Annotated in this window: 28 protein-coding genes; 10 read left to right on the forward strand and 18 right to left on the reverse strand. The window is 71.7% G+C overall.

Annotated features, from left to right (window positions below; genetic code table 11):
• Positions 1-15: 15 nt before the first annotated feature.
• From B072_RS0109630 to B072_RS0109640, 3 genes are all read right to left on the reverse strand, one after another.
• Entirely contained in the window at positions 16-570 is a 555-nt protein-coding gene (locus tag B072_RS0109630) for a transposase (RefSeq protein ID WP_018529727.1), read from the reverse strand.
• On the reverse strand, positions 567-1148 hold the full coding sequence (locus B072_RS0109635) for a helix-turn-helix domain-containing protein (RefSeq protein WP_018529728.1): 582 nt from the start codon (positions 1146-1148) through the stop codon (positions 567-569). The genes B072_RS0109630 and B072_RS0109635 overlap by 4 nt, the downstream gene beginning before the upstream one ends.
• A 74-nt stretch (positions 1149-1222) precedes the next feature.
• Positions 1223-1900: a response regulator transcription factor gene (locus B072_RS0109640; protein WP_018529729.1), complete on the reverse strand. Its 678-nt coding sequence runs from the start codon at positions 1898-1900 to the stop codon at positions 1223-1225.
• Between the two features lie 545 nt (positions 1901-2445).
• Here B072_RS0109640 and B072_RS0109645 point away from each other — a divergent pair.
• The 3 genes from B072_RS0109645 (at position 2446) to B072_RS0109655 (ending at position 4650) form a co-directional block, all read left to right on the forward strand.
• A complete protein-coding gene (locus tag B072_RS0109645) occupies positions 2446-3945 on the forward strand; it encodes a peptide MFS transporter (protein WP_018529730.1) in 1500 nt (499 codons plus the stop codon).
• A gap of 169 nt (positions 3946-4114) precedes the next feature.
• Complete coding sequence (locus tag B072_RS0109650; RefSeq protein WP_018529731.1) at positions 4115-4393, forward strand: type II toxin-antitoxin system Phd/YefM family antitoxin; 279 nt, start codon at positions 4115-4117, stop codon at positions 4391-4393.
• Positions 4390-4650, forward strand: coding sequence for a Txe/YoeB family addiction module toxin (locus B072_RS0109655; RefSeq protein WP_018529732.1), 261 nt, complete (start codon positions 4390-4392; stop codon positions 4648-4650). The genes B072_RS0109650 and B072_RS0109655 overlap by 4 nt, the downstream gene beginning before the upstream one ends.
• Positions 4651-4699: 49 nt before the next feature.
• Here the strand turns inward: B072_RS0109655 and B072_RS0109660 are convergent, their stop codons facing one another.
• The 6 genes from B072_RS0109660 to B072_RS0109685 form a co-directional block, all read right to left on the reverse strand.
• Positions 4700-6043, reverse strand: a complete 1344-nt coding sequence (locus B072_RS0109660) for a hypothetical protein (RefSeq protein WP_051127145.1) — start codon at positions 6041-6043, stop codon at positions 4700-4702.
• A 38-nt stretch (positions 6044-6081) separates the two neighbouring features.
• Complete coding sequence (locus B072_RS0109665) at positions 6082-7218, reverse strand: hypothetical protein (protein WP_018529734.1); 1137 nt, start codon at positions 7216-7218, stop codon at positions 6082-6084.
• Positions 7215-8177 carry a hypothetical protein gene (locus tag B072_RS42885; protein WP_158689174.1) on the reverse strand — a complete coding sequence of 321 codons (963 nt, stop codon included), beginning with the start codon at positions 8175-8177 and terminating at the stop codon, positions 7215-7217. Before B072_RS42885 ends, B072_RS0109665 begins: the two co-directional genes overlap by 4 nt.
• Before the next feature lie 27 nt (positions 8178-8204).
• Positions 8205-8924 (reverse strand): LPXTG cell wall anchor domain-containing protein, encoded by a 720-nt coding sequence (locus tag B072_RS0109675; RefSeq protein ID WP_018529736.1) that lies wholly within the window; start codon positions 8922-8924, stop codon positions 8205-8207.
• 168 nt (positions 8925-9092) lie between these two features.
• Positions 9093-9584 carry an ATP-binding protein gene (locus B072_RS0109680; protein ID WP_026245634.1) on the reverse strand — a complete coding sequence of 164 codons (492 nt, stop codon included), beginning with the start codon at positions 9582-9584 and terminating at the stop codon, positions 9093-9095.
• A 251-nt stretch (positions 9585-9835) separates the two neighbouring features.
• Complete coding sequence (locus B072_RS0109685; protein ID WP_018529738.1) at positions 9836-10207, reverse strand: STAS domain-containing protein; 372 nt, start codon at positions 10205-10207, stop codon at positions 9836-9838.
• A gap of 249 nt (positions 10208-10456) precedes the next feature.
• On the opposite strand from B072_RS0109685, the gene B072_RS0109690 reads away from it, so the two are divergent.
• On the forward strand, positions 10457-11413 hold the full coding sequence (locus B072_RS0109690; protein ID WP_018529739.1) for a SigB/SigF/SigG family RNA polymerase sigma factor: 957 nt from the start codon (positions 10457-10459) through the stop codon (positions 11411-11413).
• A gap of 84 nt (positions 11414-11497) precedes the next feature.
• On the opposite strand, the gene B072_RS0109695 is transcribed toward B072_RS0109690, so the two are convergent.
• The gene (locus tag B072_RS0109695; RefSeq protein WP_026245636.1) at positions 11498-12319 is read right to left on the reverse strand and encodes a class I SAM-dependent methyltransferase; all 822 of its coding nucleotides are present in this window, start codon (positions 12317-12319) and stop codon (positions 11498-11500) included.
• Positions 12320-12336: 17 nt separating this feature from the next.
• The gene (locus B072_RS0109700) at positions 12337-13005 is read right to left on the reverse strand and encodes a DUF4097 family beta strand repeat-containing protein (protein WP_018529741.1); all 669 of its coding nucleotides are present in this window, start codon (positions 13003-13005) and stop codon (positions 12337-12339) included.
• 323 nt (positions 13006-13328) lie between these two features.
• Between B072_RS0109700 and B072_RS0109705 the strand changes: the two genes are divergently transcribed.
• On the forward strand, positions 13329-14492 hold the full coding sequence (locus B072_RS0109705) for a lipid II:glycine glycyltransferase FemX (RefSeq protein ID WP_018529742.1): 1164 nt from the start codon (positions 13329-13331) through the stop codon (positions 14490-14492).
• A 12-nt stretch (positions 14493-14504) separates the two neighbouring features.
• On the opposite strand, the gene hutI is transcribed toward B072_RS0109705, so the two are convergent.
• The 3 genes from hutI to B072_RS0109720 all read right to left on the reverse strand — a co-directional run bounded on the left by hutI (position 14505) and on the right by B072_RS0109720 (position 18445).
• Positions 14505-15677 (reverse strand): imidazolonepropionase, encoded by a 1173-nt coding sequence (gene hutI, locus B072_RS0109710; RefSeq protein WP_018529743.1) that lies wholly within the window; start codon positions 15675-15677, stop codon positions 14505-14507.
• 195 nt (positions 15678-15872) lie between these two features.
• Entirely contained in the window at positions 15873-17246 is a 1374-nt protein-coding gene (locus tag B072_RS0109715; protein WP_018529744.1) for a formimidoylglutamate deiminase, read from the reverse strand.
• The gene (locus B072_RS0109720) at positions 17243-18445 is read right to left on the reverse strand and encodes an allantoate amidohydrolase (protein ID WP_078506382.1); all 1203 of its coding nucleotides are present in this window, start codon (positions 18443-18445) and stop codon (positions 17243-17245) included. The genes B072_RS0109715 and B072_RS0109720 overlap by 4 nt, the downstream gene beginning before the upstream one ends.
• Positions 18446-18951: 506 nt before the next feature.
• On the opposite strand from B072_RS0109720, the gene B072_RS0109725 reads away from it, so the two are divergent.
• The 4 genes from B072_RS0109725 (at position 18952) to B072_RS0109740 (ending at position 21307) form a co-directional block, all read left to right on the forward strand.
• A complete protein-coding gene (locus tag B072_RS0109725) occupies positions 18952-19365 on the forward strand; it encodes a hypothetical protein (protein ID WP_018529746.1) in 414 nt (137 codons plus the stop codon).
• Entirely contained in the window at positions 19362-20135 is a 774-nt protein-coding gene (locus tag B072_RS0109730; RefSeq protein ID WP_026245638.1) for a DUF4388 domain-containing protein, read from the forward strand. Before B072_RS0109725 ends, B072_RS0109730 begins: the two co-directional genes overlap by 4 nt.
• A gap of 68 nt (positions 20136-20203) precedes the next feature.
• The gene (locus B072_RS42890; protein ID WP_018529748.1) at positions 20204-20818 is read left to right on the forward strand and encodes a roadblock/LC7 domain-containing protein; all 615 of its coding nucleotides are present in this window, start codon (positions 20204-20206) and stop codon (positions 20816-20818) included.
• A gap of 114 nt (positions 20819-20932) precedes the next feature.
• Entirely contained in the window at positions 20933-21307 is a 375-nt protein-coding gene (locus B072_RS0109740) for a hypothetical protein (protein ID WP_018529749.1), read from the forward strand.
• Between the two features lie 17 nt (positions 21308-21324).
• Here B072_RS0109740 and B072_RS0109745 read toward each other — a convergent pair whose 3' ends face one another.
• Both B072_RS0109745 and B072_RS0109750 read right to left on the reverse strand, forming a co-directional pair.
• A complete protein-coding gene (locus tag B072_RS0109745) occupies positions 21325-21894 on the reverse strand; it encodes a hypothetical protein (RefSeq protein ID WP_026245639.1) in 570 nt (189 codons plus the stop codon).
• 73 nt (positions 21895-21967) lie between these two features.
• A complete protein-coding gene (locus B072_RS0109750) occupies positions 21968-22822 on the reverse strand; it encodes a helix-turn-helix transcriptional regulator (RefSeq protein WP_026245640.1) in 855 nt (284 codons plus the stop codon).
• A gap of 103 nt (positions 22823-22925) precedes the next feature.
• On the opposite strand from B072_RS0109750, the gene B072_RS0109755 reads away from it, so the two are divergent.
• Positions 22926-23708, forward strand: coding sequence for an SDR family oxidoreductase (locus tag B072_RS0109755; RefSeq protein WP_018529752.1), 783 nt, complete (start codon positions 22926-22928; stop codon positions 23706-23708).
• Between the two features lies 1 nt (position 23709).
• Here B072_RS0109755 and B072_RS0109760 read toward each other — a convergent pair whose 3' ends face one another.
• Both B072_RS0109760 and B072_RS0109765 read right to left on the reverse strand, forming a co-directional pair.
• Positions 23710-24174 (reverse strand): hypothetical protein, encoded by a 465-nt coding sequence (locus B072_RS0109760; protein WP_018529753.1) that lies wholly within the window; start codon positions 24172-24174, stop codon positions 23710-23712.
• Between the two features lie 65 nt (positions 24175-24239).
• Positions 24240-24902, reverse strand: coding sequence for a carbonic anhydrase (locus B072_RS0109765; protein WP_018529754.1), 663 nt, complete (start codon positions 24900-24902; stop codon positions 24240-24242).
• Positions 24903-24924: the final 22 nt, after the last annotated feature.

Genomic DNA, 24924 nt, shown 5'->3' on the forward strand with positions numbered 1-24924 from the left:
CTAGTGCTGGATTCCTCAAAGGCGGTACTCAAAACGGCGCCGGAGGGTGCGGGTGGGTGGGGGTGGTCGGCCCCAGATCCAGGGTTTGGCGCGGGCGTTGAGCTGGGCGGTTGCCACGGCGGTGACCTCGGCGATGTCGTCAGGGCCGCAGAAGGAGCGTCCTGCCAGCGCGGCCTTGCGGAAGATGCGCCACCAGCCTTCCTGGAGGTTGAGCCAGCAGGCCCCCACCGGGATGAACGCGTGGAAGATCCTCGGGTGATCCTCGAGCCACTCGAGGGTGGACTTGCTGTTGTGAGAAGACAGGTTGTCGGTCACGATCCAGATCGGCCCAGCCGGGTTGGCGTCCTCGACCTTGTGGAGGAACTGCTGGTAGTTGACGCTATTGCGGGAGGAAGCGGTCGTGGTGATCTCGATGCCGTCGCGCACCCGCAGCCCTCCGTAGACCCAGGTCTTCTCCGGACCGCGGCTGTAGTCGAGCTCCGCCTTGATCCGGTGCCCGTCCGGTGACCAGCCGGGCGCGGGCGCAAAGGCGCGCGGGATGACCGGCCCGAGTTCGTCCGCGCAGATCACCGTGGCGTCCGATGGCGGGTCGGTGTAGAGGCCGACGATCCTCGTCCTTTTGGGGCGAACTCCGGGTCACGGCTGGTGGTCCAAGTGCGGGTACGGCGCCAGCGCACGCCCTCGGCCAGCAGGATCCGCCGGACCTGGGACCGTCCCACCTGAATGCCCTCGGCCTGGGCGGTGGCGGCCAGGGCGTCCAGGGTCCACTCCTCCGGCCCGGTCACGTCGGCCGCCCACAGCTCGTTAGACGGCTGGACCTCCAGCCGTCCGGGCGGGGCCAGCTTGACCAACGCGATGATGCGGGATCGTTCGTCCTCGGTGATCCGGCGCTTGCGCCCGCACCCGGGCCGGTCCCCGAGCCCGTCCAGGCCCTGAGCGTTGAACCGGCACAACCACTTGCGGACCGTCTTGTGATGGCAGCCCAGCCGGGCCGCGATCACCGGAACGCGCAGGCCATCCCAGCTCAGCGCGATGATCCTCGCCCGCAGGATCCAATCGGCCGGCGCGTGCCTCGCCCCGGCCAGCCTGCGGACCTTGATCTCCTCCGCCTCGTCCGAAGCCGGACGGGCCAACAGCAACTTCGGCACAGCAACTCGCCCCCGAGCAGCCCGAATCAGCACCCCTCATGACTACACCTACCCCGCCAAAGAGGAATCCAGCACTAGCTCTTCTCGAACCGGAAGCCGACCCCGCGCACCGTCGCGATGTACCGCGGGTTCGCCGCGTCGTCGCCGAGCTTCTTCCTGAGCCACGAGATGTGCATGTCCAGCGTCTTGGTCGACGACCACCATGTGGTGTCCCAGACCTCGCGCATCAGCTGGTCGCGCGTGACGACCCGGCCCGCGTCGCGCACGAGCACCCGCAGCAGGTCGAACTCCTTCGCCGTGAGCTGGAGTTCCTCGTCACCCATCCACGCCCGGTGCGACTCGACGTCGATACGGACGCCGTGCGTGGCCGGGGCCTCCTTGGGCTCGGCGGCGCCGCGCCGCAGGAGCGCCCGGACGCGGGCGAGCAGCTCGGCGAGGCGGAACGGCTTGGTGACGTAGTCGTCGGCGCCCGCGTCGAGACCGACCACCGTGTCCACCTCGTCGGCGCGCGCGGTGAGGATCAGGATCGGCACGGTGTGCCCCTCGGCGCGCAGCCGGCGGGCCACCTCCAGGCCGTCCATCCCGGGCAGCCCCAGGTCGAGTACGACGAGATCGATGCTCCCCTGCAGTCCGGCGTCGAGGGCGGTGGGGCCGTCCTCGCGCACTTCGACCTCGTAACCCTCCCGGCGCAGGGCGCGGGCCAGCGGCTCCGAGATGGACGCGTCGTCCTCGGCGAGCAGTACACGGGTCATGGGGTGATGGTAGTCCGCGCCGGACGAGCCCTGCGGGGTGATCCGCCGGGTGATCCGCCGGTACGGGTCCGGTCACGGGCCCGAGAGAGAGCGGAACCACGGCCTCCGCCTTCACGTCCTACGTCTCTGGGGTGCGATCCTTAAGAACACCTTTGAATCGCCAGAGCGGTTCCGGAAATACCTGTGATCCATCTCTCAAGTCCTTCCATATGCCGCACTGTCGTGTCGTATGGTGACCGGACGCCTGATGCACTACTGGGGGACTTTTGGAGCGCACCGCGCCCGAAGGTCCCTTTTCCGTGCGGGCTGGCTCTTGCCAGTCTTGAAAGGAATGACCTGTGGCCGGGCCCCGCGCGTAAGGAAGCGCGCCGGGGTGTGGATCCCGGGACCGCCGTACCTCGTCCCGTACGAACTCTCGTCGGGCACATCCCCCCGGGCGTGGGGAGGACGGTAGGACCCCGGTGCCGGCCGACCCCCCACCCGGGCGCTCGCCGCACCCCCCACAAAGGAACGACGGCGGCGTCCCGAGCGAGCAAGGAACCACCATGGCGTCCACCCTGACGAAGGAAGCCACCGCGCCCGTCGCCGGTGACAAGCGCTTCCTCGGCCACCCCCTCGGCCTCGCCTTTCTGTTTCTGACGGAGATGTGGGAGCGCTACAGCTTCTACGGGATGCGGGCACTGCTCGTTCTCTACCTGTCGGCAGCCGTGGTCGACGGTGGCCTCGGTCTCACGACCGCCACCGCGTTCGCCATCTACTCGGTCTACAACGCCCTCGTCTACCTGCTCGCGCTGCCGGGCGGCTGGCTCGGCGACCGCGTCTGGGGCCCGCGCAAGACCACCGCGGTCGGCGCCGGCATCATCATGGTCGGCCACTTCACGCTGGCCCTGCCGTGGGCCGGCACGTTCTACGGCGGCCTCGCGCTGATCGCGATCGGCTCCGGTCTGCTGAAGGCCAACATCTCGACGATGGTCGGCCACCTGTACCCGGACAAGAACGACCCGCGGCGTGACGGCGGATTCTCGATCTTCTACATGGCGATCAACCTCGGCGCGTTCGTCGCGCCGCTGACGATCGGCACGGTCGGCCAGAAGGTCAGCTGGCACCTCGGCTTCGCGATGGCCGGTGTGGGCATGGCGCTCGGCCTGATGTGCTTCCTGTTCGGCTTCCGCTTCCTGTCGTCCGAGTCGACGGTCGTCCCCTCGCCGATGTCCGCTGCCGAGAAGACCGCGATCTGGAAGAAGGTCGCCTTCTGGGCCGGACTGGCCGTCGTGTTCTACGGCATCGTCGGCTTCGGCGGCTGGCTCACCGTGAACTGGATGCTGTGGCCGCTGACCATCCTCGGTCTGGTCCTGCCGATCTGGTACCTGGTCAAGATGAAGCGCGACCGGGAGCTGGACGACACCGAGCAGTCCCGGGTCTCCGCGTACATCTGGTTCTTCGTCGTGGCCGCCGTGTTCTGGGCCATCTACGACCAGACCGGCTCCACGCTGACCGTCTTCGCGCAGGACAACACGGCCAACACCCTGTTCGGCTTCGACTTCCCGTCGAGCTGGTTCCAGTCGCTGAACCCGCTGTACGTGATGGCGTTCGCGCCGGTCGCCGCGTGGCTGTGGATCGCGCTCAACAAGCGCGGCAAGGAGCCCAGCACCATCACGAAGTTCGCCAATGGTGTCTTCCTGATCGGCCTGTCCTTCTTCGTGATGATGCTCGCCCAGGCCGCCGCCTCCGGCGACGCCAAGGTGACGCCGCTGTGGCTGTGCGCGGTCTACCTGATCCAGACCATCGGTGAGCTGACGCTCTCCCCGGTCGGCCTGTCCCTCACCACCAAGCTGGCGCCGGCCAAGTACGGCTCCCAGATGATGGGTGTCTGGTTCCTGGCCGTCACCGCGGGCGACTCCGTCATCGCGCTCCTCCAGCTGATCGGTGCGCCGACGGACACCCAGTGGTGGTTCGCCTCGCAGGGCGCCATCGCGGTCCTCGCCGGTGTCGCGGTCTTCATGTTCCGCCGGAAGGTCAAGCCGCTCATGGGCGGCGTGCACTGACCCGCCCGCGCTCCGCGTGAAAGGGGGCCTGGCCGCACCGGACGGTGCGGCCAGGCCCCCTTTTCGCGTCTGCTCCAGGTCCGGTCAGCCTCACCGAAAGACTGGTACCAGAATCCGGTACCCTTCCAGTACGGAAAACCGGTACGGATCTCGCTCCCAAGGAGTCCTCGTGTCCATCAGTGCCAGCGAAGCCCGCGCCACCCTTTATCCGCTGATAGAGCGCGTCAACACCGACCACGCTCCGGTGCGCATCACCTCGCGCAACGGGGACGCGGTCCTGATGTCCGCCGACGACTACGACGCCTGGCAGGAGACGGTCTACCTGTTGCGCTCGCCGGCCAATGCCCAGCGCCTGATGGAAGCCGTGGCCCGCGACCGCGCGGGAAGCCACCCGGGCGCCGAGAAGACGCTGGACGAGTTGCGGGACCTCGCGGGGGGCGAGGAGTGAGGAGTGTCCACTTCGACACCGCCGCCTGGGAGGACTTCTGCTGGTGGCTGTCGGCGGACCGCAGGACGGCCCGCCGGATCACGCGGCTGATCGCGGAGATCCAGCGCACCCCGTTCGAGGGCATCGGCAAACCCGAGGCGCTCAAAGGCGATCTGTCGGGCTACTGGTCCCGGCGCATCGACGACGAGCATCGGCTCGTGTACCGGGCCGACGACAAGGAAGTGAAGATCCTGAAGGCCCGCTACCACTACTCATGACAGAGACCCGCCGCACCGGGGTTTCCGGTGCGGCGGGCCCTGTCGGCCGTTACCTCCTGGCCGCCCGCCGCTTGGGCAGGAACGTGAACACCGCGCCGCCCAGCAGGATCACCGTGCCGGCCACCAGGCCGAGCGCGCGCAGGGCGCCGTCATTCGAGGCACCGGTCTCGGCGAGGCCGCCGCCGGTGGCCGCCGAACCGCCCGCCGAACCGCCCGCGGAGCCGGAGCCCGAGCCCGAGCCGGACGCGCCGCCCTCCACCGCCGTCGTGTCGATCTCCAGGGAGACCTCCGTCTTGCTCGGCGTGCAGGTGGTGGTCGTGCCCAGCGCCTTCACCGTGAGGACGCCCGGCGACAGCGTCGACTTGCCGTCGGCGCCCGGCTTGTAGGTGCCGGTCAGGTCGGGGATCGTCATCGGGTCACCGGACTTGATCGGCTCCTTGTTGGTCGGGCCCTCGACGGCGACGGTGCCCTTGTCGGCGCCGCCCAGCTTCACCGCCATCGACGGCTTGACCGAGTCGGCGGGGATGTCGGCCGGGCTGTCCATGACGGACTTCTTGAACTTCACCGTCAGGGCGTAGTTCCCGCCGTCCTTCTTGGCGTTGATCTGCACCGGTGACGTCGCGTTCTTGTCGCCGATGGGCGTCTTGCAGGCGTACGGGATCTCGACCTCCTTGCCGGTGAAGTCGGTCTTCCCGCTGTCGCCGCCGCTCGTGCCGCCGGTGGCGTCCGAGCCACCCGCGCCGCTGGTCCCGCCCGAGCTGCTCGAACCGCCGGAACCGCTGGCCCCGCCCGCGCTGCTCGCGCCGCTGATCAGGCCGCCCGCGGCGCTGCCGCCGGAGCTCGACGAGCCGCCCGCCGCCGCGCCGCCGCTGCCGCCCGAACTCCCGCTGCCGTCCGAGACCTTGATGGTCGCGCCGGGTTTCACGGTCTCCTTGGGCGAGCACTTGGTGTCCGTCGAGATGGGCTTGTTGACGTTGATGTTGTACTTGTCCGGGGTCAGCGTCACGTCCCCGGCCGCGGTCAACTTGACCTTGCCCTTCATCGTGGACAGCTTCATCGCGCTGTTCTTGGGGATCGCCGGGTTCTCGCGCGGGCCCGACATCGCGATGTCACCGGTCTGCGCGCCGGCCGCCTTGAGCGTGCCGGTGGGCTGCACGGTGTTCGCGTCGAGGTCGAGGACGTCCGGGTTCTTGGAGGCGGCCTGGACGAACTTCCAGGTCACCTCGACCTCGTCGCCGACCTTCGCCGTCTCGGGCGCCGTGATCTCCACCTGCGTGGTGCCCTCGACGGGATCGAGCCCTGAGATCGCGGGCGGAACGCACTCGGTCTTGTACGAGACGTCGGCGGCCTGCGCGGGGGACGCGACGAGCAGCAGTCCCGCCCCGCCGAGCATCAGGGCGACGCCGGCCGCACTCACTCTCCGTTGCGTGCTCACGGATTTCCTTTCGTCGTCTGGCTGTTGTCGTGCGGTGCGGAGAGCTGACCGGCCGCGGGCACACCCGGATCGGTGTCCGGGGTGAACCAGGGCAGGGTGGTCGTGGCGTGCGTGGCGGGCTCCGCCGAAGCGGGCCGCGGCGTGCCGGCGGCAGGTTTCGGTTCCTGCTGCGGAGGCCTCAACCTGGGCATTTTCACGGTGAGTTCGGCCAGGCGCTGGGCGCCGCGGTGACGGCCCTGCGCGCCGTGACGGTCGCGCGGCCTGATCCGGTCGACGACCGCCATGCCGATGCGGAAGACGGCGGCCGGCACGACGACGCAGAGCAGCAGCCAGAAGAGCGTCACGCCCCAGGGGCGGCCCACGCCCCAGGGCTGTTCGGCGAGGACCTTGCCCCCGTACTTCATCGAGACCAGGTAGCTGCCGTGGGCGCCGGCCGACAGATCGACGGGCAGTTCGATCTGCGCCTTGCGGCCCGGCCGGATCGTGCCGCGCCACTGCTGTTCCTCCCACTGCGGCGCGAACACACCGTGGGAGGTGCCGACTTGGAAGACCGGGTTCTTGACGGGCGTCGAGCCGACGTTGCCGACGGTGAAGGTGAACGTGCGCGACGGCGGGGCGCCGAACCACGTCAGGACGCCGCTCGACCCTTCGAGCCGGGTGTCGGTGACCATGGACAACTGCCCGTTGCCGGACTCCTTCGGCAGCGCCTTCACCGGGTGCCCTGCGACCTGGAACGCGGCGTCGGCCTGCGCCTTCTCCCCGGTCGCGGTCGCCACGTGGACGACGCAGGGGCACGCGGCGGGCGGCTCGGCGACCGGCAGCTTCTTGCTGAAGGCCCCCTTGGCGTCGGTGGTGACGGCGAGCCCGTCGGAGTTGGCGCAGGAGTTGGTGCCGCCGACGACGCCGCGCTCCGGGGTCGACTGCCCGCAGATCAGCAGCATCAGCAGCGCCTTCGACCCCCAGCCCGCGCCGTTGACGGTGATCGAACCGCCCGTCCCCGCCTGGGACTTGGAGAGCGTGACGGTGGGTTTGCCGTCGGCGGCCGCCGCCCACGGAGCGGCGCCCGCCACCAGCGCGGCGACGAGGGCCAGGACGGTCAGCAACCGCGGTGCGCGGGCGCTGCGGCGGTTCATGGCATACCCCTTTGGTCCCTTGGGTTCCGTCGGTTGCGTACGTACCAGTAGGCGGCGCAGCCGGCTCCCGCGAGCACGGCCAGGGCGCCGCCGACGACGCCCCACGGCACGAACCGGGCGGTCGTCGTCGCCGAGTCCGCCGCGCCGCCGCCCGCCGTGACCGTCACCTTCACGTCGACCGCGTCGAGGGCGGGCGCCCCCGGCCACGGTTCGGTGAGGGTGACGCGGCGGCCCGGCAGCAGTTCGACGGGGAGCGTGCGGGCCCGCTTGTCGAGGACGGTGCCGAAGACGCCGTCGGCCTTCACCGCGAGGCGGGGTGTGAGGGTCGTGTTGCCGCGGTTCACCACGTCGTACGCGATGGAGTCGCCGTCCCTGACCCGTACGTGCTCGACGGTGAGCGCGGCGAGCGTGGGCCCGCTGACCCGCAGGTGGACGCTGACCCCGGCGTCCCGGCCGCCGCCGCTCGCCACGATCGCGCCCGGGTGGTCGCCCGGGGTAGCGCCCGCGGGGACGGTCACGGTGAACGGGACCTCGGCGCGGGTGCGGGCCGGGATCCTCACCGTGGTCTCGGCGAACCTGATCCAGGCGCCGGTGTCGCGTGCCTTCTTACGGACGTCGAGGGCGCCGTCGGTGCGGTTGTCGGCGTCGGCGCCGCGCAGGGCGATCTTGAGTGGCTTGGTGGTCGGGTTGGTGACGGCCACCTTGTCCTCCAGGACGGTTCCGGGGGTGCCCTCCGCGTAGATGTAGGGGCGGCCGTCCTGTGCGGCGGGCCTTGATCCGCCGCCCGCGGACGGGGCGACCGTCCAGTGCGGCTGGGCCGCTCGGGCCGCCCCGGTGCCGCCCCACGCCAGTAGGGCGGCACCTATGAGCGCCCATGCGCCGTAGGGGCGAGGGAGTCCTGTGCGGGTGCGGGTCGTGCGTGGTTGCGCGCGCCCCGCGGCGGAGCCGCTCGTAGGCACGGACCCGCGCCCCTTACGGGGCGCCATCTACCGCGCCGACTGGTTCCTGCGGGTCAGCCACAGCGCACCCGCCGCACCGGCGAGGAGCACCGTGCCGCCCAAGGTCCCCAGCGCGATCGCCGAGTCCTCCGGGCCGGTCTGCGGGAGTTCCCCGCCTCCCGAGGGAGCCGACTGGGAGGAGCCCGAGGATCCGGAGCCGGAGCCCGAGCCGGAGGAGGCGCTGCCGCCCGCGGCCTTGACGTCCAGTTCCAGGGACGGCTTCGGATTGTTGGCCGGGGTGCAGGTCGTCGTCGTGCCCAGTGCCTTGATGGTGAGGACGCCCGCCGTGAACGTCACCTTGCCGCTCTTCCTCGGCGTGTACGTCCCGCTCAAGTCGCTGATCTTGATGGGCGAATTGGCGGGTATCGCCTCGGAGTTCGGCGGCCCGGAGACGGCGAGCTGGCCGCTCTCCGCGCCGCCCAGCTTGATGACGGCACTCGGCTTCATCGCGCCCTTGCCCAGTTCGACCGGGCTGGAGGAGACGCCCTTCTGGAAGGACATGGTGATCTTGTAGCCGCCGCCGCTCTTGACGGACTTCATGTCGATCGGGGACACGGCCCCTTTGTTGCCGATCGGCGTTTTGCACTGGTAGTTGACGTCCTGCACCGTGGCCGAAGCGCTGGGGGCGGCCATCAGCACCGCCGAGCCGGCCAGGGCCGCGCTGAGCGCGAACGCGGCGGTTCGTTTCTGGTACGTCCGGTACGACACCTCGAGAATCCCTTCGACCGACGGTTACTGACGGTTCATCAGATGCGGGTGGCTCAAGGTACGCCGGGGACCTTGTCGAGGGAAGACAAAGAGCACGCCGGATCGAAGACGATCCGGCGTGCTCGGAAATACGTACGGAATTCGCGGGAAACAAGCCCGCGGGGCGGGTCAGGCGGGGGCGCCGACCTCCGCCCACACGGTCTTGCCGGTGACTCCGGGGGTGCGGACAACTCCCCAGTCCAGGCAGAGGCGTTGGACGATGAACATGCCGTGGCCTCCGGGGCGCCCCGCGCGGTGCGGGGTGCGCGGCGCGGGCTGCCCGGCGCCGCGGTCGGAGACCTCGATGCGCAGCACTTTGTTGGCCGGGGAGTCCCCGTAGAACAGCGCGAGTTCGTCCGGGCCCTCGGCGTGCAGGCAGGCGTTGGTGACCAGCTCGGAGACGACCAGCAGGACGTCCTCCGCGGCGGCACGGCGATCCGCGGTCGCGGCGGGCAGCCAGCCCCAGGCATGCAGCGCGTCCCGGGTGAAGTCGCGGGCCAGCGGCACGATGCCGCTCGCGTCGTCGAGGCTCAGCCTGCGGACCTGACGGCTCTCAGCGGCCGGCTCGTCGCCGGACCCGGGGCCGTGGTCGCCCGGCGAGTAAGGCCGGGTGGCGCTCATCAGCACTTCACCTCACCGATTCACCAATATCAGCTTCAAAGTTCAAGAGGTCGGGGTCGGAGTCGTCGTCACGAGTTGTCTTCGTCTGATGCGTCACGTTCGCGGTCGGGGGTCTCCTGCCCGGCCGGACGACAGGAACACCCCCTACTTTGAGGCGGAACCTGTGACGCTGGTAACGCCTCGATCACGCAGAGACAACTGGAGCGTAACTTCTGCCCCTCGCGGGCGCGCGGCGTTCCGGGGTCTTCGGGTCACTCCGGGGCGAGCGCCGCCTCCAGCGATTCGTGCACCGTGAAAACGGCCTCGGCACCGGTGATCTCGAAGACCCTGGCCACCACCGGCAGCATCCCGGCCAGATGGACTCCACCGCCCGCGGCCTCGGCCTTGAGGCGGGCGCCGAGCAGTACGTTCAGCCCGGTCGAGTCGCAGAACTCCAGGCGTGAGCAGTCCACGATCAGCCGGGAAAGTCCGTTCGCGAGGCATTCGTCCAGGGGGTCGCGCAGCAGATCGGCGGTGTGGTGATCCAACTCACCCGCCGGAGTCACGACGGCGCTGGAGCCCTCCTGTCGCACCTCGACCAGAAGCCGGCCCCGATGTGCGCTGCCGACTGTCCCGCGGTCCATGACGACCCTCTCCCGCTCAAGCTCTCACTGCCTACGACGTGCGGTTGACGCCCTCGAACACTACGCCTTCCCTACGCGGCCCGGTACCCGAACAACCCCTAGGAATCGGACATTTCGCAATGAAACGCACTTGCGGCCCGGTGATGAAAGCGGGTAGGCCTAGTAGGGACAGCAATCGACACGGCCGGCTTCGGAGGCGCCGCACACCGCAGTGCACGTATTGGCATCGGCAGCCATATGCCGAGAACGATGGAGGACATCATGTCACCCCGGCTCGACGAATCGCGTACTGACCAGGCGACGTCGACTCTCCCCCCGGAACCCCGTGCCCACACCGACGCACCTCATGCATCGGATGTCGAGGACACCACGACGGACAGCTCGACGGACGCTCTGGAAGGCCTTGAGGGCCTGCCGGAGATCCCGCCCTTCGACGAGGTCGCGCCGCTCGACGCGCGAGCGCTCTCCAAGACGCTCTTCTCGCGTCTCGAGTCCCTCGAAGAGGGCACCCACGAATACGCTTACGTCCGCAACACGCTGGTCGAGCTCAACCTCGCCCTGGTGAAGTTCGCGGCCTCCCGGTTCCGCTCCCGCAGCGAGCCCATGGAGGACATCATCCAGGTCGGCACGATCGGCCTGATCAAGGCGATCGACCGCTTCGAGCTGAGCCGCGGCGTCGAGTTCCCGACCTTCGCGATGCCGACGATCGTCGGCGAGATCAAGCGCTTCTTCCGCGACACCTCCTGGTCGGTGCGCGTGCCGCGCCGTCTCCAGGAACTCCGTCTCGACCTCGCCAAGGCGGGCGACGAACTCGCCCAGCAGCTCGACCGCGCACCCACGGTGGGCGAGCTCGCCGAACGCCTGGGCATCTCGAACGACGAGGTCGTGGAGGGCATGGCGGCGTCCAACGCCTACACCGCCAGCTCGCTGGACGCCCAGCCCGAGGAGGACGACTCCGAGGGCGCGCTCGCGGACCGGATCGGCTACGAGGACCACGGCCTCGAAGGCATCGAGTACGTCGAGTCGCTCAAGCCGCTGATCGCCGAGCTCCCGCCGCGCGACCGCAAGATCCTGTCCTTGCGCTTCGTGGCGAACATGACCCAGTCCGAGATCGGCGACGAGCTGGGAATCTCGCAGATGCACGTGTCGCGACTCCTGTCGCGCACCTTGGTACGCCTGCGCAAGGGGCTGACGGTGGAGGAGTGAGCCCGCCCTCCAGCCCCTCAAGGTTCCTCGACCGAACGGGTCCGCCTCCCTGATCCCCGGGAGACGGGCCCGTTTTGTGTGCGCTCAGGCCTTGACCCCGTGGGCCAGTACGGCGATGTGCGGGAGCAGCAACCGCCCGTCCGGGCCCGCGAGTTCTTCCGCGAGCCGGTCGTAGTGCGCCTTGGCGGCGGCGCGCTCCTCCTGTGTCAGCGCGCCGAGCATCGTGCCGACGGTGCCGATGCCCCCGTCCGCGAACCCGGCCCACCACTCCTCGGCGTCCGCGGGGTGCTCCCAGGCGAGCTCCGTGCCCCGTACGTCCGCGAACCCGGCCGTGCGCAGCAGTCCGGCGACGCCGTCACCGGTGCGGGCGAAGTCGACGCCGGGGCCCGCGCGTCCGGCCGGGGGCGTGACTCCCGCCGCCTGCGCGGCCCGGCCGAGCAGGGTCTGGCCCGCCGCGTCGGGGTTCCGCCAGAGGGTGACGGCGACGCGGCCACCGGGGCGCAGGACGCGGTGGAGTTCGGTGAGCGCGGCGATCGGGTCGCCGACGTGGTTCAGGACGAAGTTGGCGGTGGCGGCGTCGAACTCCGCGTCCGGGAAGGGCAGTTCGGGGAGGGTTCCGTGCTCGACCCGGGCCTGCGGGACCCGGGCCCCGGTCGCCGCCACCATGTCCGGCTCGGCGTCCACGGCGGTGACGTGCGCGCCGCGCGCCCGGGCCGCCTCGACGACGGTGCCGGTGCCGCACCCCACGTCCAAGTGCCCGACCCCCTCGGCCACTCGGGCGGCGTCGAGGAGGTCGGGCACCGGGTGGGCGCACAGCCGCTCCGCGCTGCGGCGGTAGGCGGCGGCGCGCCCGGCCCACATGTGGCGTTCCTGCGTGTCGAAGGCGGATGCCGATGCGGTCGTCATGCGGGCGACCCTACGACTCAGAGGCTGCGGGCCACGATGTCGCCGTAGGAGGTGGTGGCCTCGATGGTCAGGCCGGGGGTGGCGTCGGCGTTCTTGAGGGAGTTGCCGACCCGGCCGTAGCCGGTGCCCGCGTCCAGCGACGCGGAGACGCCCGCGGCGGCGGCGACGCCGATGTCGCCCTTCTGGGTGCTCAGGGTGAGCTTGCCGCCGACGGCCTCGCCGACGGTCAGGTCACCCTGCTGGGTGCTGAGTTCACCGCCGTCGGCGAGGCGCCCGATGGTGATGGCGCCGTCCTGAAGGCTGATCCGCGCACTGGCGGCCTCGCTCAGCTGGACCGGCCCCTGCGCGCTCTCGACGACGACGTCCCCGAGCGGTCCCACACCGCGCAGTTCGGCGACGGCGGCCGTGACCTCGACCCCGGACCCGGCGGGCAGCCGCACGGTCACCTCGATGGAGCCGGACGACCCGAAGGCCTGGTTCTTCGCCTCCGGGGCCGCGATCCGCAGCACCCCGTCGGCGTACACGGCGGTGGTCTCCTCGGCGGCCTTCACGTCACGGCTCTTGGAGGCGTTCGCGGGCCCGATCTCGACGGTGGTGTCGGCGCGGTCCGCGGCGATGACCTGGATGCGGGCGGCGGGGACGGTCAGGACGGTGGCGATCGGGGCGGGGGTGGTGAAGGTCTGCATGGTTCTCTCCCTGGTCTCAACGCGTGCGATGTCGTGTGCGATGTCGCCGGCGCTTTCGTTTGCGATGAGTGAAACGCTACGTTGCATTTGCCGATCGCTCAACACCATGAGCGCGATGCATTCCTGTAATTGCAGGCCAGGGGCGATATTTCATTGCAACGGGCTCTGCGGTAACGCAACGACGACGACCCGCTCCGTTGCAATGGATTGAGGATGAACGCTCCGCCGGCGGCGCACGGGCACGGCCCGGCCCTTGAAATCTTGACCAAGCGTGTGACCTGCGGCTTACGGTGGCTGCCGCCTATCAGGAGCGACCGCCTGCCATGACCAGACCGCCCACCCTCTCCGTACGGGGCATCGCCCGCGCGGAGCATCTGGCTCACCTCACCCTGTATCCCGAGGTCAGCCACCTTCAGATCCCCGAGTGGGGCGGCGTGAAGCCCGACTGGGAGGCGGAGAGCGTCGGGTGGTTCGAGGAGCGGGAACCAGGAGGGGCCGCCGGGCCGGTCATGGTGGCGGCGGGGCTCGTGCTGTACCGGTCGATGCCGGGGACGCGGCGCTCGCTCGCCTATCTGCCCGACGGGCCGTCGATCGACTGGCGGGACCGGCGACTCGAGCGGTGGCTGGAGCCGCTGATCGCGCACGTGGAGGCGCGCGGCGCGTTCTCGTTGCGGATCGGGCCGCCCCTCGTCGTACGGCACTGGGAGCCGGCCACCGTCGCGGAGGGCATCGCCGACAGCGGCGTACGGCATCTGCACGGGATGGCCGCCGACCACATCGACGGGACCGCCCTCGAGGTCGGGGAGCGGCTGCGGCGGCTCGGCTGGCGGCCGTGCGCGGACGGGGACGAGACCGGGTTCGGGGTGGGGCAGCCGCGGTTCGGCTGCCACGTGCCGCTGGCCGGGCGGTCCGCGCGGGAGGTCCGCGAGGGGCTCGCACCGCACTGGCGGCAGGCGCTCGACGCGTCCGACGAGGCCGGGGTCCGGGTGTCCTGGGGGACGGCCGCCGACCTGCCCGAATTCCACCAGCTGTACGCCGCGACGGCCGTCCGGGACGGGTTCAAGGCCCGCCCCGCCGCGTACTTCCACCGCATGTGGCAGGAGCTGAACGCGGAGGACGGGGACCGGCTGCGGCTCTACATCGCCGAGCACGACGCGGAGATGCTCTCCGCCGCGCTGATGATCTCCGTGGGGTCGCGGGTCTGGCACTCCTACGCCGCGTCCGACCCCAGGGCACGCGAACTGCGGCCCAGCAACGCCCTGTTGTGGCGCATGCTCGGCGACGCGCGGGCCGCGGGAGCCGGTACCTACGACCTGCGGTCCGTCAGTCCGCTGCTGACCGAGGACAACCGGCTGCTCGGGCGGCTCCGCTTCAAGACCGGGACCGGCGGGCGGGCCGTGGAGTACCTCGGGGAGTGGGAGCTGCCCGTGGGCCCGCAGGGGAAAGTGCTGCAGCGGGCCCTGGGCGTCTATCTCGGGCGGCGGTGAACCGGCCCTCCCTCACACCACCTGTACGCCCGCCCGCCACACCTGCGACACCAGCGGCACCCCCGGCCGGTACGCCAGGTGTACGTGGCTGGGGGCGTCCAGGAACGCCAGGTCCGCGCGGGCGCCGGGGGCCAGGTGGCCGATGTCCGTGCGGCGCAGGGCCCGCGCGCCGCCCGCCGTCGCCGACCAGAGCGCCTCGTCCGGGGTCATGCCCATGTCCCGTACCGCGAGGGCGATGCAGAACGGGACCGACGACGTGAAGGACGAGCCCGGGTTGCAGTCCGTCGACAACGCCACCGTGGCGCCCGCGTCCAGCAGGCGGCGGGCGTTCGGCCACTCGGCGCGGGTGGAGAACTCGGCACCGGGCAGCAGGGTCGCGACCGTGTCGCCCTGCGCCAGGGCGTCCACGTCCGCGTCCGTGAGGTGCGTGCAGTGGTCGGCCGACGCCGCGTCCAGTTCCACCGCCAGCTGGACGCCGGGGCCGTGACTGAGCTGGTTGGCGTGGATGCGCGGGAGCAGGCCCTTCGCCTTGCCCGCCGTGAGGATCGCGCGCGCCTGGTCGCCGTCGAACGCGCCCTTCTCGCAGAACACGTCGATCCAACGGGCGTGCGGGGCGCAGGCGTCGAGCATCTCGCCGGTGACCAGGTCCACGTAGGCCGACGGGTCGTCCGCGTAGTCCGGGGACACGATGTGCGCGCCCAGGTACGTGACCTCGTCGGTGTGGGCCGACGCGATGCGCAGCGCTCGTTCCTCGTCCTGCGTGGTGAGGCCGTAGCCGGACTTCGTCTCGAAGGTGGTCGTGCCCTGGCGCAGGGCCTCCGCGAGGTAGTGGGTGAGGTTCGCCTGGAGTTCGGCGTCCGTCGCGGCGCGGGTGGCCGCCACCGTCGTACGGATGCCTCCTGCCTGGTAACTCTGGCCGGACATACGGGCGTTGAACTCCGCGGTGCGGTCGCCCGCGAAGACCAGGTGGGAGTGGGAGTCCACGAAGCCGGGGACGACGGCCCGGCCCTGCGCGTCGTGGGCCTCGTCCGTCGCCGGGGCCTTGGACGTGGGACCCGCCCAGGCGATCCTGCCGTCCTCGATGACCAGGGCGGCGTCCTTGATCAGGCCCAGGGGGCCGTCGCCGAGGTCCGGGTTGTTCGTGACCAGGGTGGCGATGTGGGTGATGGCCGTGGTGGGCTTCATGGTTCCTCTCCGTGGGGGTGGGTTCTGCCGTGTGCCGGCTGACGGCCGGTGGGGGCTGGTCGCGCAGTTCCCCGCGCCCCTGAGATGCGCACTTCGTGCGGCATCTCGTCGGGGAAGGCGCGGCGAAGCCGCAGGCCTTCAGGGGCGCGGGGAACTGCGCGACCAGCCACACTCGACCCGCACCCGCCGGGACGGCTACCGCAGCGCCGCGACCGCCGCCGACAGGGCCGTCGCCACGTCGCCGAGCAGCGCGTGCTCCCCGTCGCGGACCACCACCCGGCCCCCCGCGATCACATCCGTCACATCCGCGGCGCTCGCCGCGAACACCGCCGTCTCCGCGCCGAGGCGCGGCAGTGCGCCCACGGTGCGGACCGAGTCGAGGGTCACCGTCACCAGGTCGGCGATCGCGCCCGCCTCGATGACGCCCGCGTCGTCCCAGCCGAGCGCCGCGTGCCCGTCGGCCGTGGCCGCGCGGAGCAGGGCGGCGGCCGTCCAGTGGCCACGGGTGCGGGACCGCAGGCGCTCGTTCAGCTCCATCGCGCGCGCCTCCTCGAACAGGTCGATCACCGCGTGGCTGTCCGAGCCGAGCGAGAGGGGCGAGCCCGCCCGCTGGAGCGCCACCGCCGGGCCGATGCCGTCGGCCAGGTCGCGTTCCGTGGTCGGGCACATGCAGGTACCGGTGGACGAGCCGCCGAGGAGAGCGATGTCCGCGTCCGTGAGGTGGGTGTTGTGGACGCCGGTGGTGCGGGCGCTCAACACCCCGTGTTCGGCGAGGAGTTGGGTGGGAGTGCAGCCGTGGGCCGCCTGGCACGCGTCGTTCTCGGCGGTCTGTTCCGAGAGGTGTACGTGGAGGGGGACCCGGCGGGACAACGCCCAGTCCGCCACCGTCGCCAGCTGGTCCGCGGGGACCGCCCGGACCGAGTGGATCGCCGCGCCGATCCTCGCGTGCGGCCGGTCCTTCAGCAGCGACGCGCGCTCGGCCCAGGCCTCCGTCGTGCCGTCCGAGAAGCGGAGCTGGTGGCGGTCGGGGGCCTTGCCGAAGCCGGAGGAGACGTAGGCCGTGTCGAGAAGGGTGAGGCGGATGCCCGCCTCGTCCGCCGCCGCGATCAGGGCCTCGCCCATCGCGTTCGGGTCCGCGTACGGGGTGCCGCCGGGCGCGTGGTGCACGTAGTGGAACTCGCCGACCGCGGTGATGCCGGCCAGCGCCATCTCTCCGTACACCGCGCGGGCGAGGGCGTGGTAGGTGTCCGGGGTGAGGCGGTCCGCGACGCCGTACATGACCTCGCGCCACGTCCAGAACGTGCCCGAGCCGACCTGCACCGTCGAGCGCAGCGCCCGGTGGAAGGCGTGGCTGTGGGCGTTGGCGAGGCCGGGGAGGGTGAGGCCGCGCAGGACCGTGGCGCCGGGGGGCGGAGCGGGGACGTCGGTGCGGACCGCGGCGATCCGGCCGTCGCGGGTCACGTCCACGGCCACGTCCGGCTCGACGTGCGTGCCGAGCCAGGCGTGCTCCAGCCAGTACGTCCTCGGCCGCTCGGTCGGATCGGTCCGCTCCGTCTGCTCCACCGTCACTTGCAGGCCAGCCCTTCCAGTACGTCGGCCAGTGCGCGGACCCCGGCGACACAGTCGTCCTCGGCGGCGAACTCGGCCGGGGAGTGCGAGACGCCCGTGGGGTTGCGTACGAACAGCATGGCGGTGGGGATCGACGAGGCGAGGATTCCCGCGTCGTGTCCTGCCCCGGTGCCGAGCACGGGGATCTTCAGCTCCGACTCCGTGCCGAGAACGCGGGCCAGCTCGTCGCGCAGCGCGTGGTCGAACTCGACGACCGGGGTGAAGGACTCGCGGGTGAGGGTCACGTCGATGCCGTGGGCCTCCCCGTACTCGCGGGCCGCCTTCTCGATCGCGGTGACCGTTCGGTCCAGCGCGTCCTGGTCGGCGGCGCGCGAGTCGAGCCAGCCGCGCACCATGGACGGGATGGCGTTGACGCCGTTCGGCTCGACCGCGATCTTGCCGAACGTGGCGACCGCGCCCGCCAGTCGCGCCTCGCGGCGGGCCGCCAGGACGGTCTCCGCGTAGCTCAGCATCGGGTCGCGGCGGTCGACCAGGCGGGTCGTGCCCGCGTGGTTGGCCTCGCCCGCGAAGTCGAAGCGCCAGCGGCCGTGCGGCCAGATGCTGCTGGCGATGCCGACCGCGTCACCGGACAGGTCGAGCGCCCTGCCCTGCTCCACGTGGAGTTCGATGAACGCGCCGATGCGGGCGAGGCGTTCGGGGTCCGGGCCGATCGTCTCGGGGTCGTAGCCCGCGCGCTCCATCGCCTGCGGGAGCGTGATCCCGTCGGCGTCCGTCAGCTTGTACGCCGCCTCGCGGGTGAGGTGGCCGCCCGTGAGGCGGGAGCCCACGCAGGCCAGGCCGAAGCGGGCGCCCTCCTCGTCGCCGAAGTTGGTGACGGCGAAGGGCTTGGTGAACTCCGCTCCCCTGCGGCGGAGTTCGTCCAGTGCGGCGAAGGAGGAGACCACGCCGAGGGGGCCGTCGAAGGCGCCGCCGTCGGGCACCGAGTCCAGGTGGGATCCGGTGACGACGGCCCCGCCGGCCTCCGGGTCGCCGAGCCAGGCCCACTGGTTGCCGTTGCGGTCCAGCTCGTGGGTCAGGCCGCGGGACTCGGCCTGCTCCTTGAACCAGGCCCGGCAGTCGGCGTCGGCGCCGGTCCAGGCGTGGCGGCGGTAGCCGCGGGTGTCCTTGTCCCGGCCGATCGGGAGGAGGTCCTGCCACATCCGCAGGAAGCTCGGCGACTCGGGGGAAGCACTCACTTGCTGTCTCCTTCTCGGCGGGGTCCCGACACCGGCCTGCCTCCCGGTCCGCGTACGTCCATGAATGAAGTCCACGTGATGAATTCTCTATTCACATCCTGGCCATTTGAATAGGACTAGTCAACACCTCGCCGTGATGCCGCCGCACCGCGCGGGGGCGCGGCTCCGGGGCGTGGCCGGCGAGATCGTGATGCCCGTGGGCAGCGAGGAGACGGCCGACGAGGCCGGGACGGCAGGGGCGCCGGCTGCGCGACGGCGCCAGGGACGCAGGGGGCGCGCGGGCGCCACAAGGGGCGCGCGTGGCCTGAACACCCCACTTTTCTCGGCGAGTTGGCGGATTCTAGCCCCTCGAAGAATGTTCCACTGGAAAATGCCAGAACGCTCACCAGGTCGCCGTACCGTGCGTAGCGTCTCCGTCACACACGCATCAACGGTAGACGGATGTGGCGACCAGGTGGGGAGTTTCAGGCGTGCCCGGAATCGACGAGTGCCTGCTCGAGGTCATGCGACTGCCGGGGGCACGGGGCGCCTCCGTCGTCGACTGGACCAGCGGACTCGCGCTGGGCACCATCGGGGACTCGCCCAACGGGGACCACGAGGCCACCGCGACCGAGGCCGCGGAACTGGCCCGGCTGGCCGCCGAGCACCGGGCCTTCGCCCCCGCCGACGGCAACGACTGGACCCAGGGCACCGCGGGCGACAAGACACCGCCCGTCGAGGACGTCATCGTCACCAGCCGTGACGGATACCACCTGCTGCGCTTCGTGCCGACCACCTTCGACAGCAGCGTTTTCGTGCACCTGTGGCTCGATCGCGACGAGGGCAATCTCGCCCTCGCCCGAATACGCCTCGCCGACCTCGCCGACCGCCTGGTGCTGGGATGAACGCCCCACCCGCGCCCCCCGGCGTCTCCCCGATGCTCAGCCGGCTCGCCGACGAGCAGGCCACCGGAGCGCTGATCCGCGAGCACGGCACCCTCTACCTCGCCGACGGCCGGATCGTGCACGCCGAGTCCCCCGTGACACCGGGCATGGACGTGCTGCTCACCGCGGGCGGCGCCCTGCACGCCGACCGCTGGTGGGAGGCCGTCGACCGGGCCGGGGCCCGGCACCGCGTCGGGCGGTACCTGGTCGAGCAGGGACGGCTGACCGACGGCGCGCTCGAACTCTGCCATCTGGGAGCCCTGTTCGACGCCGCGTACTTCACCCTCGCGCCGAGCAGCGGGCCGACCCGGTTCCGGTACGGGGTCTCGCACTGGTTCGGAGCGGTGCGCCCGGTGCCGGTCGCGGCCGTCGAGCGGGAGACGATGCGCCGCCGCGACCTGCTGCAGCGGATCTGGCCCGAGCCCGACACCGACACGGCTCCGCTCACCCGGGCCGCGCCGCCCGACATCCGGGTGCCGCCGCGCCGGCGCCGGGTGCTCGACCTGGTCGACGGCGAGCGCACCGCGTCCCAGATCGCGCTCGCCCTCGGCAGGCCCGCCTTCCACACCCTGGTGGATCTGCGCCGGCTCGCCGCGGGCGGCCTGGTGACCACCGCGCCCCCGGCCGAGCCGGTCACCGCCGCCCCGCCCGAGTGGCTGGCGCGGGCCACCGTGGACGACCCCGACGTGGCCCTGCTGCGCCGCCTGCGCAACGCCCTGGAGGCCCTGTGATCCGCCTCAGGCGCAGCAGCACACGAGGCTCCTCCGAACGCTCCGCAAGCCCTGAAGGGAGACCGCCGATGGCGGACGAGGCCGAAGTCCTCGGCGAACTACAGCGGTTGAGGGTCCGGGTGCCCCAGGTCACGGGGGCGCTCGCGGCCAGCGTCGACGGGCTCGTACTCGCCCAGGACACCCCCAATGTCGAACCGGAGGGGGTGGCCGCGCTGACCGCCGCCGCACTCGGTGTCGCCCAGCGCCTCGCGGACGCCACCGGGCAGGGCGCCTTCCGGGAACTCCTGGTCCGCGGCGAGGACGGCTACGTCGCCACGTACGCCGCCGGGGACCAGGCGGTCCTCACCCTGCTCGCCGAGGACCGGGTCAACGTCGGACGGCTCCACCTGGAGGGCCGCAGGGCCGGCTCCCGGGTCGGTGATCTCGTCGCCGAGGCGGCGGCCGAAGCGCCCGAACCGTTGGTGCGCACCCGTGGCAGGTCCCGGGCCCGCACCGGCACGGCCACGGGTCCGGGCGTCGTCCCGGCGGATCCGGCGACCACCGACAGCGGGCTGCCGGTCCGGGCGGCGAACCGCCCGGACACGACCAACCGCCCGGACACGACCAACCGCTCCGACGCGGCCAAACGGTCCGAGGTGACCAAGCACCCCGAGCCCAAGCTGCAGCCCAGAACGGCCCGTTGACGGCCGGACAGCCCTGAAGAACCTGAAGTCCTGAAGTCCTGAAGAACACCGTCACACAGCGGTACAGCGCCACAGCCACACAGCGACAGCTGCACACGAAAGGGAATCATCACCATGGCCAACACCGAGACAGCCCTCAAGGACGCGGTCGCCTCCATCGAGGGCGCCAGCGCTGCCGCGCTGGTCGACTACACCAGCGGCATGGCCCTCGGGACGATCGGCGGCTCCAAGTCGTTCGACCTGGAGGTCGCGGCGGCCGGCAACACCGACGTCGTCCGCGCCAAGCTGCGCACCATGGAGCACCTCGGCCTCAAGGACGAGATCGAGGACATCCTGATCACGCTCAACACCCAGTACCACCTGATCCGCCTGATCAAAGGGCGCGGCGGCAACGGCCTGTTCCTCTATCTGGTGCTCGACTCCTCGCGCGCCAACCTCGCGATGGCCCGCCACCAGCTGAAGAAGATCGAGGCCGACCTGGAGGTCTGAGCCTCACACCCCTCGGGTCAGTGGCGCCGCGCCCCACCGGGCGCGGCGTCCCCCGCGGCCGGTCCGGTCGCGCGGTATCCCCTGACCTGCTTGCCGACGGGCGCGCCCGCGCGCGGTCCGAGCCAGTCCACGCGCAGCCACACCAGCGTCTGCGCACCCCGCTCCCGCCGCCCCAGCCAGGCGGCCTTCAGCCACAGCCCGGCGCCCGCACCGGCCAGCGTCATCCCGCCCGCGGCGGGCACGGCGAACGCGCTGCCGACGGCCGCGAGGAACCCGAGCAGCAGCCACCAGCGGTGCCCGCGGCGCCAGTTGCGCACGGTGACGGCACGGTCCTGGAGGACGTCGTGCTTGCCGGCGCGCGTGGCGTCCCGCGTCAGTTCGAGATACCGCCTGCGACGGCTGTACGCCACCCAGAGCGCGGCCGCGACGCACAGCAGGGCGCCCGCCATCACGCCGATCCGGCGCCCGGTGAAGCCGCCGGGCAGCACCCCGATCCCGGCCGCGAGCACCCCGAGCCACCACAGCGGGGCGGCTCCCGCCCGCACCACGACGGCCGTCCTGACCAGCCCCTGAGCTCCGCGTGTCACCACTGCTCCCTCCGCCTCGTCGCGGGGAGAGTAATGCCCGTGTCTGAGGACTGCCTGAGAGCACCGGTCCGGCTCAGGAAACCCCGGTCGCCGCCCAGCTGGCCAGCAGCCGCAGCCGCTCCTCCGTCGGCGAACCCGGCTCCGGCGTGTACACCACCAGCGCCTGGTCCGGCTCCCCGGACACCGTCAACGTCTCGTACGGCAGGGCGAGTTCACCCACCACCGGGTGCAGCATCCGCTTCGCCCCGTGCGTCTTCTCCTTCACCTGGTGATCCGCCCACAGCCGCCGGAAGTCCTCACTGGCGAGGGACAACTCGCCGATCAGGCGGGCGAGTTGCGGATCCCGGGAATGCGTCCCGGCATCGAGGCGCAGATACGCCACCGTCTCCGCCGCGACCGCCGCCCAGTCCGGGTACAGCTCGCGCGCGGCGGGTTCGAGGAACACCTGCCGCGGCATGTTCCGCGCCTTGGGCGTCATGCGCGAGAACCCGAGCAGGGCGTCACCGAGCGCGTTCCACGCGAGGACGTCCATGCGCCGCCCGAGGACGAACGCGGGCGCCTTCTCGATCGTGTCGAGCAGCAGCCGCAGGCCCGGCCGCACCCGCTGCCCCGCGGGCCGCCCGGCCGTCCGGCGCCGCGTCTCGTCGGGCCGCGCCACCGACCGAAGGTACGCCTGCTCGGTCTCGTCGAGCCTCAAGACCCGTCCCACAGCGTCCAGTACGGCGTCGGAGACGGAAGGACCGCGCCCCTGCTCCAGGCGGATGTAGTAGTCGACGCTGACCCCGGCGAGCTGCGCGACCTCCTCGCGCCGCAGCCCCGGCACCCGCCGCCGCCCGTGTCCGGGCAGTCCCACCTCCTCGGGCCGGACGCGGGCACGCCGCGACCGCAAGAAGTCCCCTATGCCGCCCAGGTCTTGCCGCTCTTCCATGCGTCCGATCCTAGGCACGCGCCGCGTTCGCATCCTGGTACTGCTGAACCCAGGAAAGGCTCAGCACTGGGTAGCGCGTCCGCCCCGCACCACAGTGATGCCCATGACGAACACACACCCCGCCTCGCCCTACGCCTCGCTCGCCGGCCGCACCGCGGTCATCACCGGAGCCGCCAGCGGCATGGGCGAGGCCACGGCCCGCCTGCTCGCCGCGCACGGCACCCGGGTCGCGCTGCTCGCCCGCCGCGAGGAGCGCCTCAAGGACCTCGCCGCGCAGATCGAGGCGGACGGCGGACAGGCCCTGCCGCTCGCCACGGACATCACGGACCAGGCCTCGGTCGACGCGGCGGCCGACGCCGTCCACGCCGCGTACGGGCAGGTCGACCTGGTCGTGAACGCGGCGGGCGTGATGCTCCCGAACCCGATCACCGAGGGCCGGGCCGACGAGTGGCAGCGCATGCTCGACACGAACGTGACCGGCGCGCTGCGCGTGATCCGCGCCTTCACCCCCGACCTGATCGCGACGGCCCAGGCGGGCGGCACCGCGGACCTGGTCGACATCTCCTCGATCGGCGCGCACGTCCCGTTCCCCCACTACGCGGTGTACGGGGCGACGAAGGCGGCCCTGACGTACCTCTCCCAGTCGCTGCGCACCGAACTGGGCCCACGCGACGTCCGCGTCACCAACATCGAACCGGGCCTGACCGACTCGGAGCTGGCGTCCCACGTCGACAACGCGGATCTCTCGGCCGATCTGGACGGCATGTTCGAGGCCCTCATCGGCCTCACGTCGCACGACATCGCGGACCTGATCGCGTACACGACGAGCCGCCCCCGCCACGTGAACCTGCGCCAGGCCGTCGTCCTGCCGACGCGGCAGGCGTGAGCTACCCCTCCCAGTCGGACGGCTCCCGCGGCTCACGCCGGCGCCGCGGCCGGACGCCCGCGTGCAGCGCGTTCACCCCGACGATCCCGCCCCAGGCGATGAGCAGCCCGGGCAGGTCCGCGTTGACCACGCCGATCGCGGACAGCGGGATCGCGAGGACGAGCGAGACGACCGCGAAGCCGAAGCGCTCGCCCCAGCTGTCGCCGGAGGCGCGGCCGCCGCGGGCGCCGCGCGCCAGGACCATCTGGTGCTCGGCGAGCTGGCGCCGCACCCGGCGGTCGACGACGGAGTCGAGGCGCTGGTCGACCTTGTCGAGGAACGAGTCGACGAGCGCCGACTCGTACTCCTCGCCCAGCTCTCTGCGGGCCTGCAGGGCGGCGTCGAGCTCCTTCTTGAGTTCGGCGTCCCCGAGGTCTCCGGGATCTCCGGCGGATACGACATCGCGTGCGCGTTCGCGGGCTTCCATACCCTCGAACGGTACGGAGCCGGAGACCCGGACGCAGTGGGGCTAACCCCCCTCTTGGCCGGCCCTCACGACAGCAGGGCCACGCCCCCGGAGTCCAGGTCGAAGCGGGCCGCGGCGACGACCGTTCCGCCGCCGCCGATCACCGGATCCGCGCGGAGCGTGTCCCGTACGGCACGGGCGTGGCGGCGCACCGTGTGCTCGGCCCAGTCGCCGGGCAGGTCGCGACAGGCGCGGGCGGCGGGCGCGATGGAGTCGACGAGGCGGCGCAGATGCCCGGGGGCGGGGGCGCCGACCGCGACGTGGGCCAGCGCGGCGGCGACCGCCCCGCACCGCTCGTGCCCGAGGACGAGGACGAGCGGCACGCCCAGTTCCGCGACCCCGAACTGCACGGACCCGAGCACGGCGTCGTCGAGCACCTCCCCGGCCGTCCTGATGCACAGCAGATCACCGAGCCCCTGGTCGAAGACCAGCTCGGGCGGTACGCGCGAGTCGATGCAGCCGACCACGACGGCGAACGGCTGCTGGGCGGCGGCGAGCACCTGGCGCACCCCGCGGCCCTGGTGCGGATGGCGTGAACGGCCCTGTGCGTAGCGGAGGTTGCCGTCGAGGAGCACGGTCAGGGACTCGTGGGCGGATCGGGGTCGCGGATACGGGGCGGCGACGGCCGGCCCGGGGGCCAGCGTGGCGAGAGCTGCCGTCGCCGTCAGGAAGATCCTGCGTTTCGGCACATATGCACCGTAGGGGCCCGTA

The sequence above is a fragment of the Streptomyces sp. HmicA12 genome, assembly GCF_000373565.1.
Classification (GTDB): Bacteria; Actinomycetota; Actinomycetes; order Streptomycetales; family Streptomycetaceae; genus Streptomyces.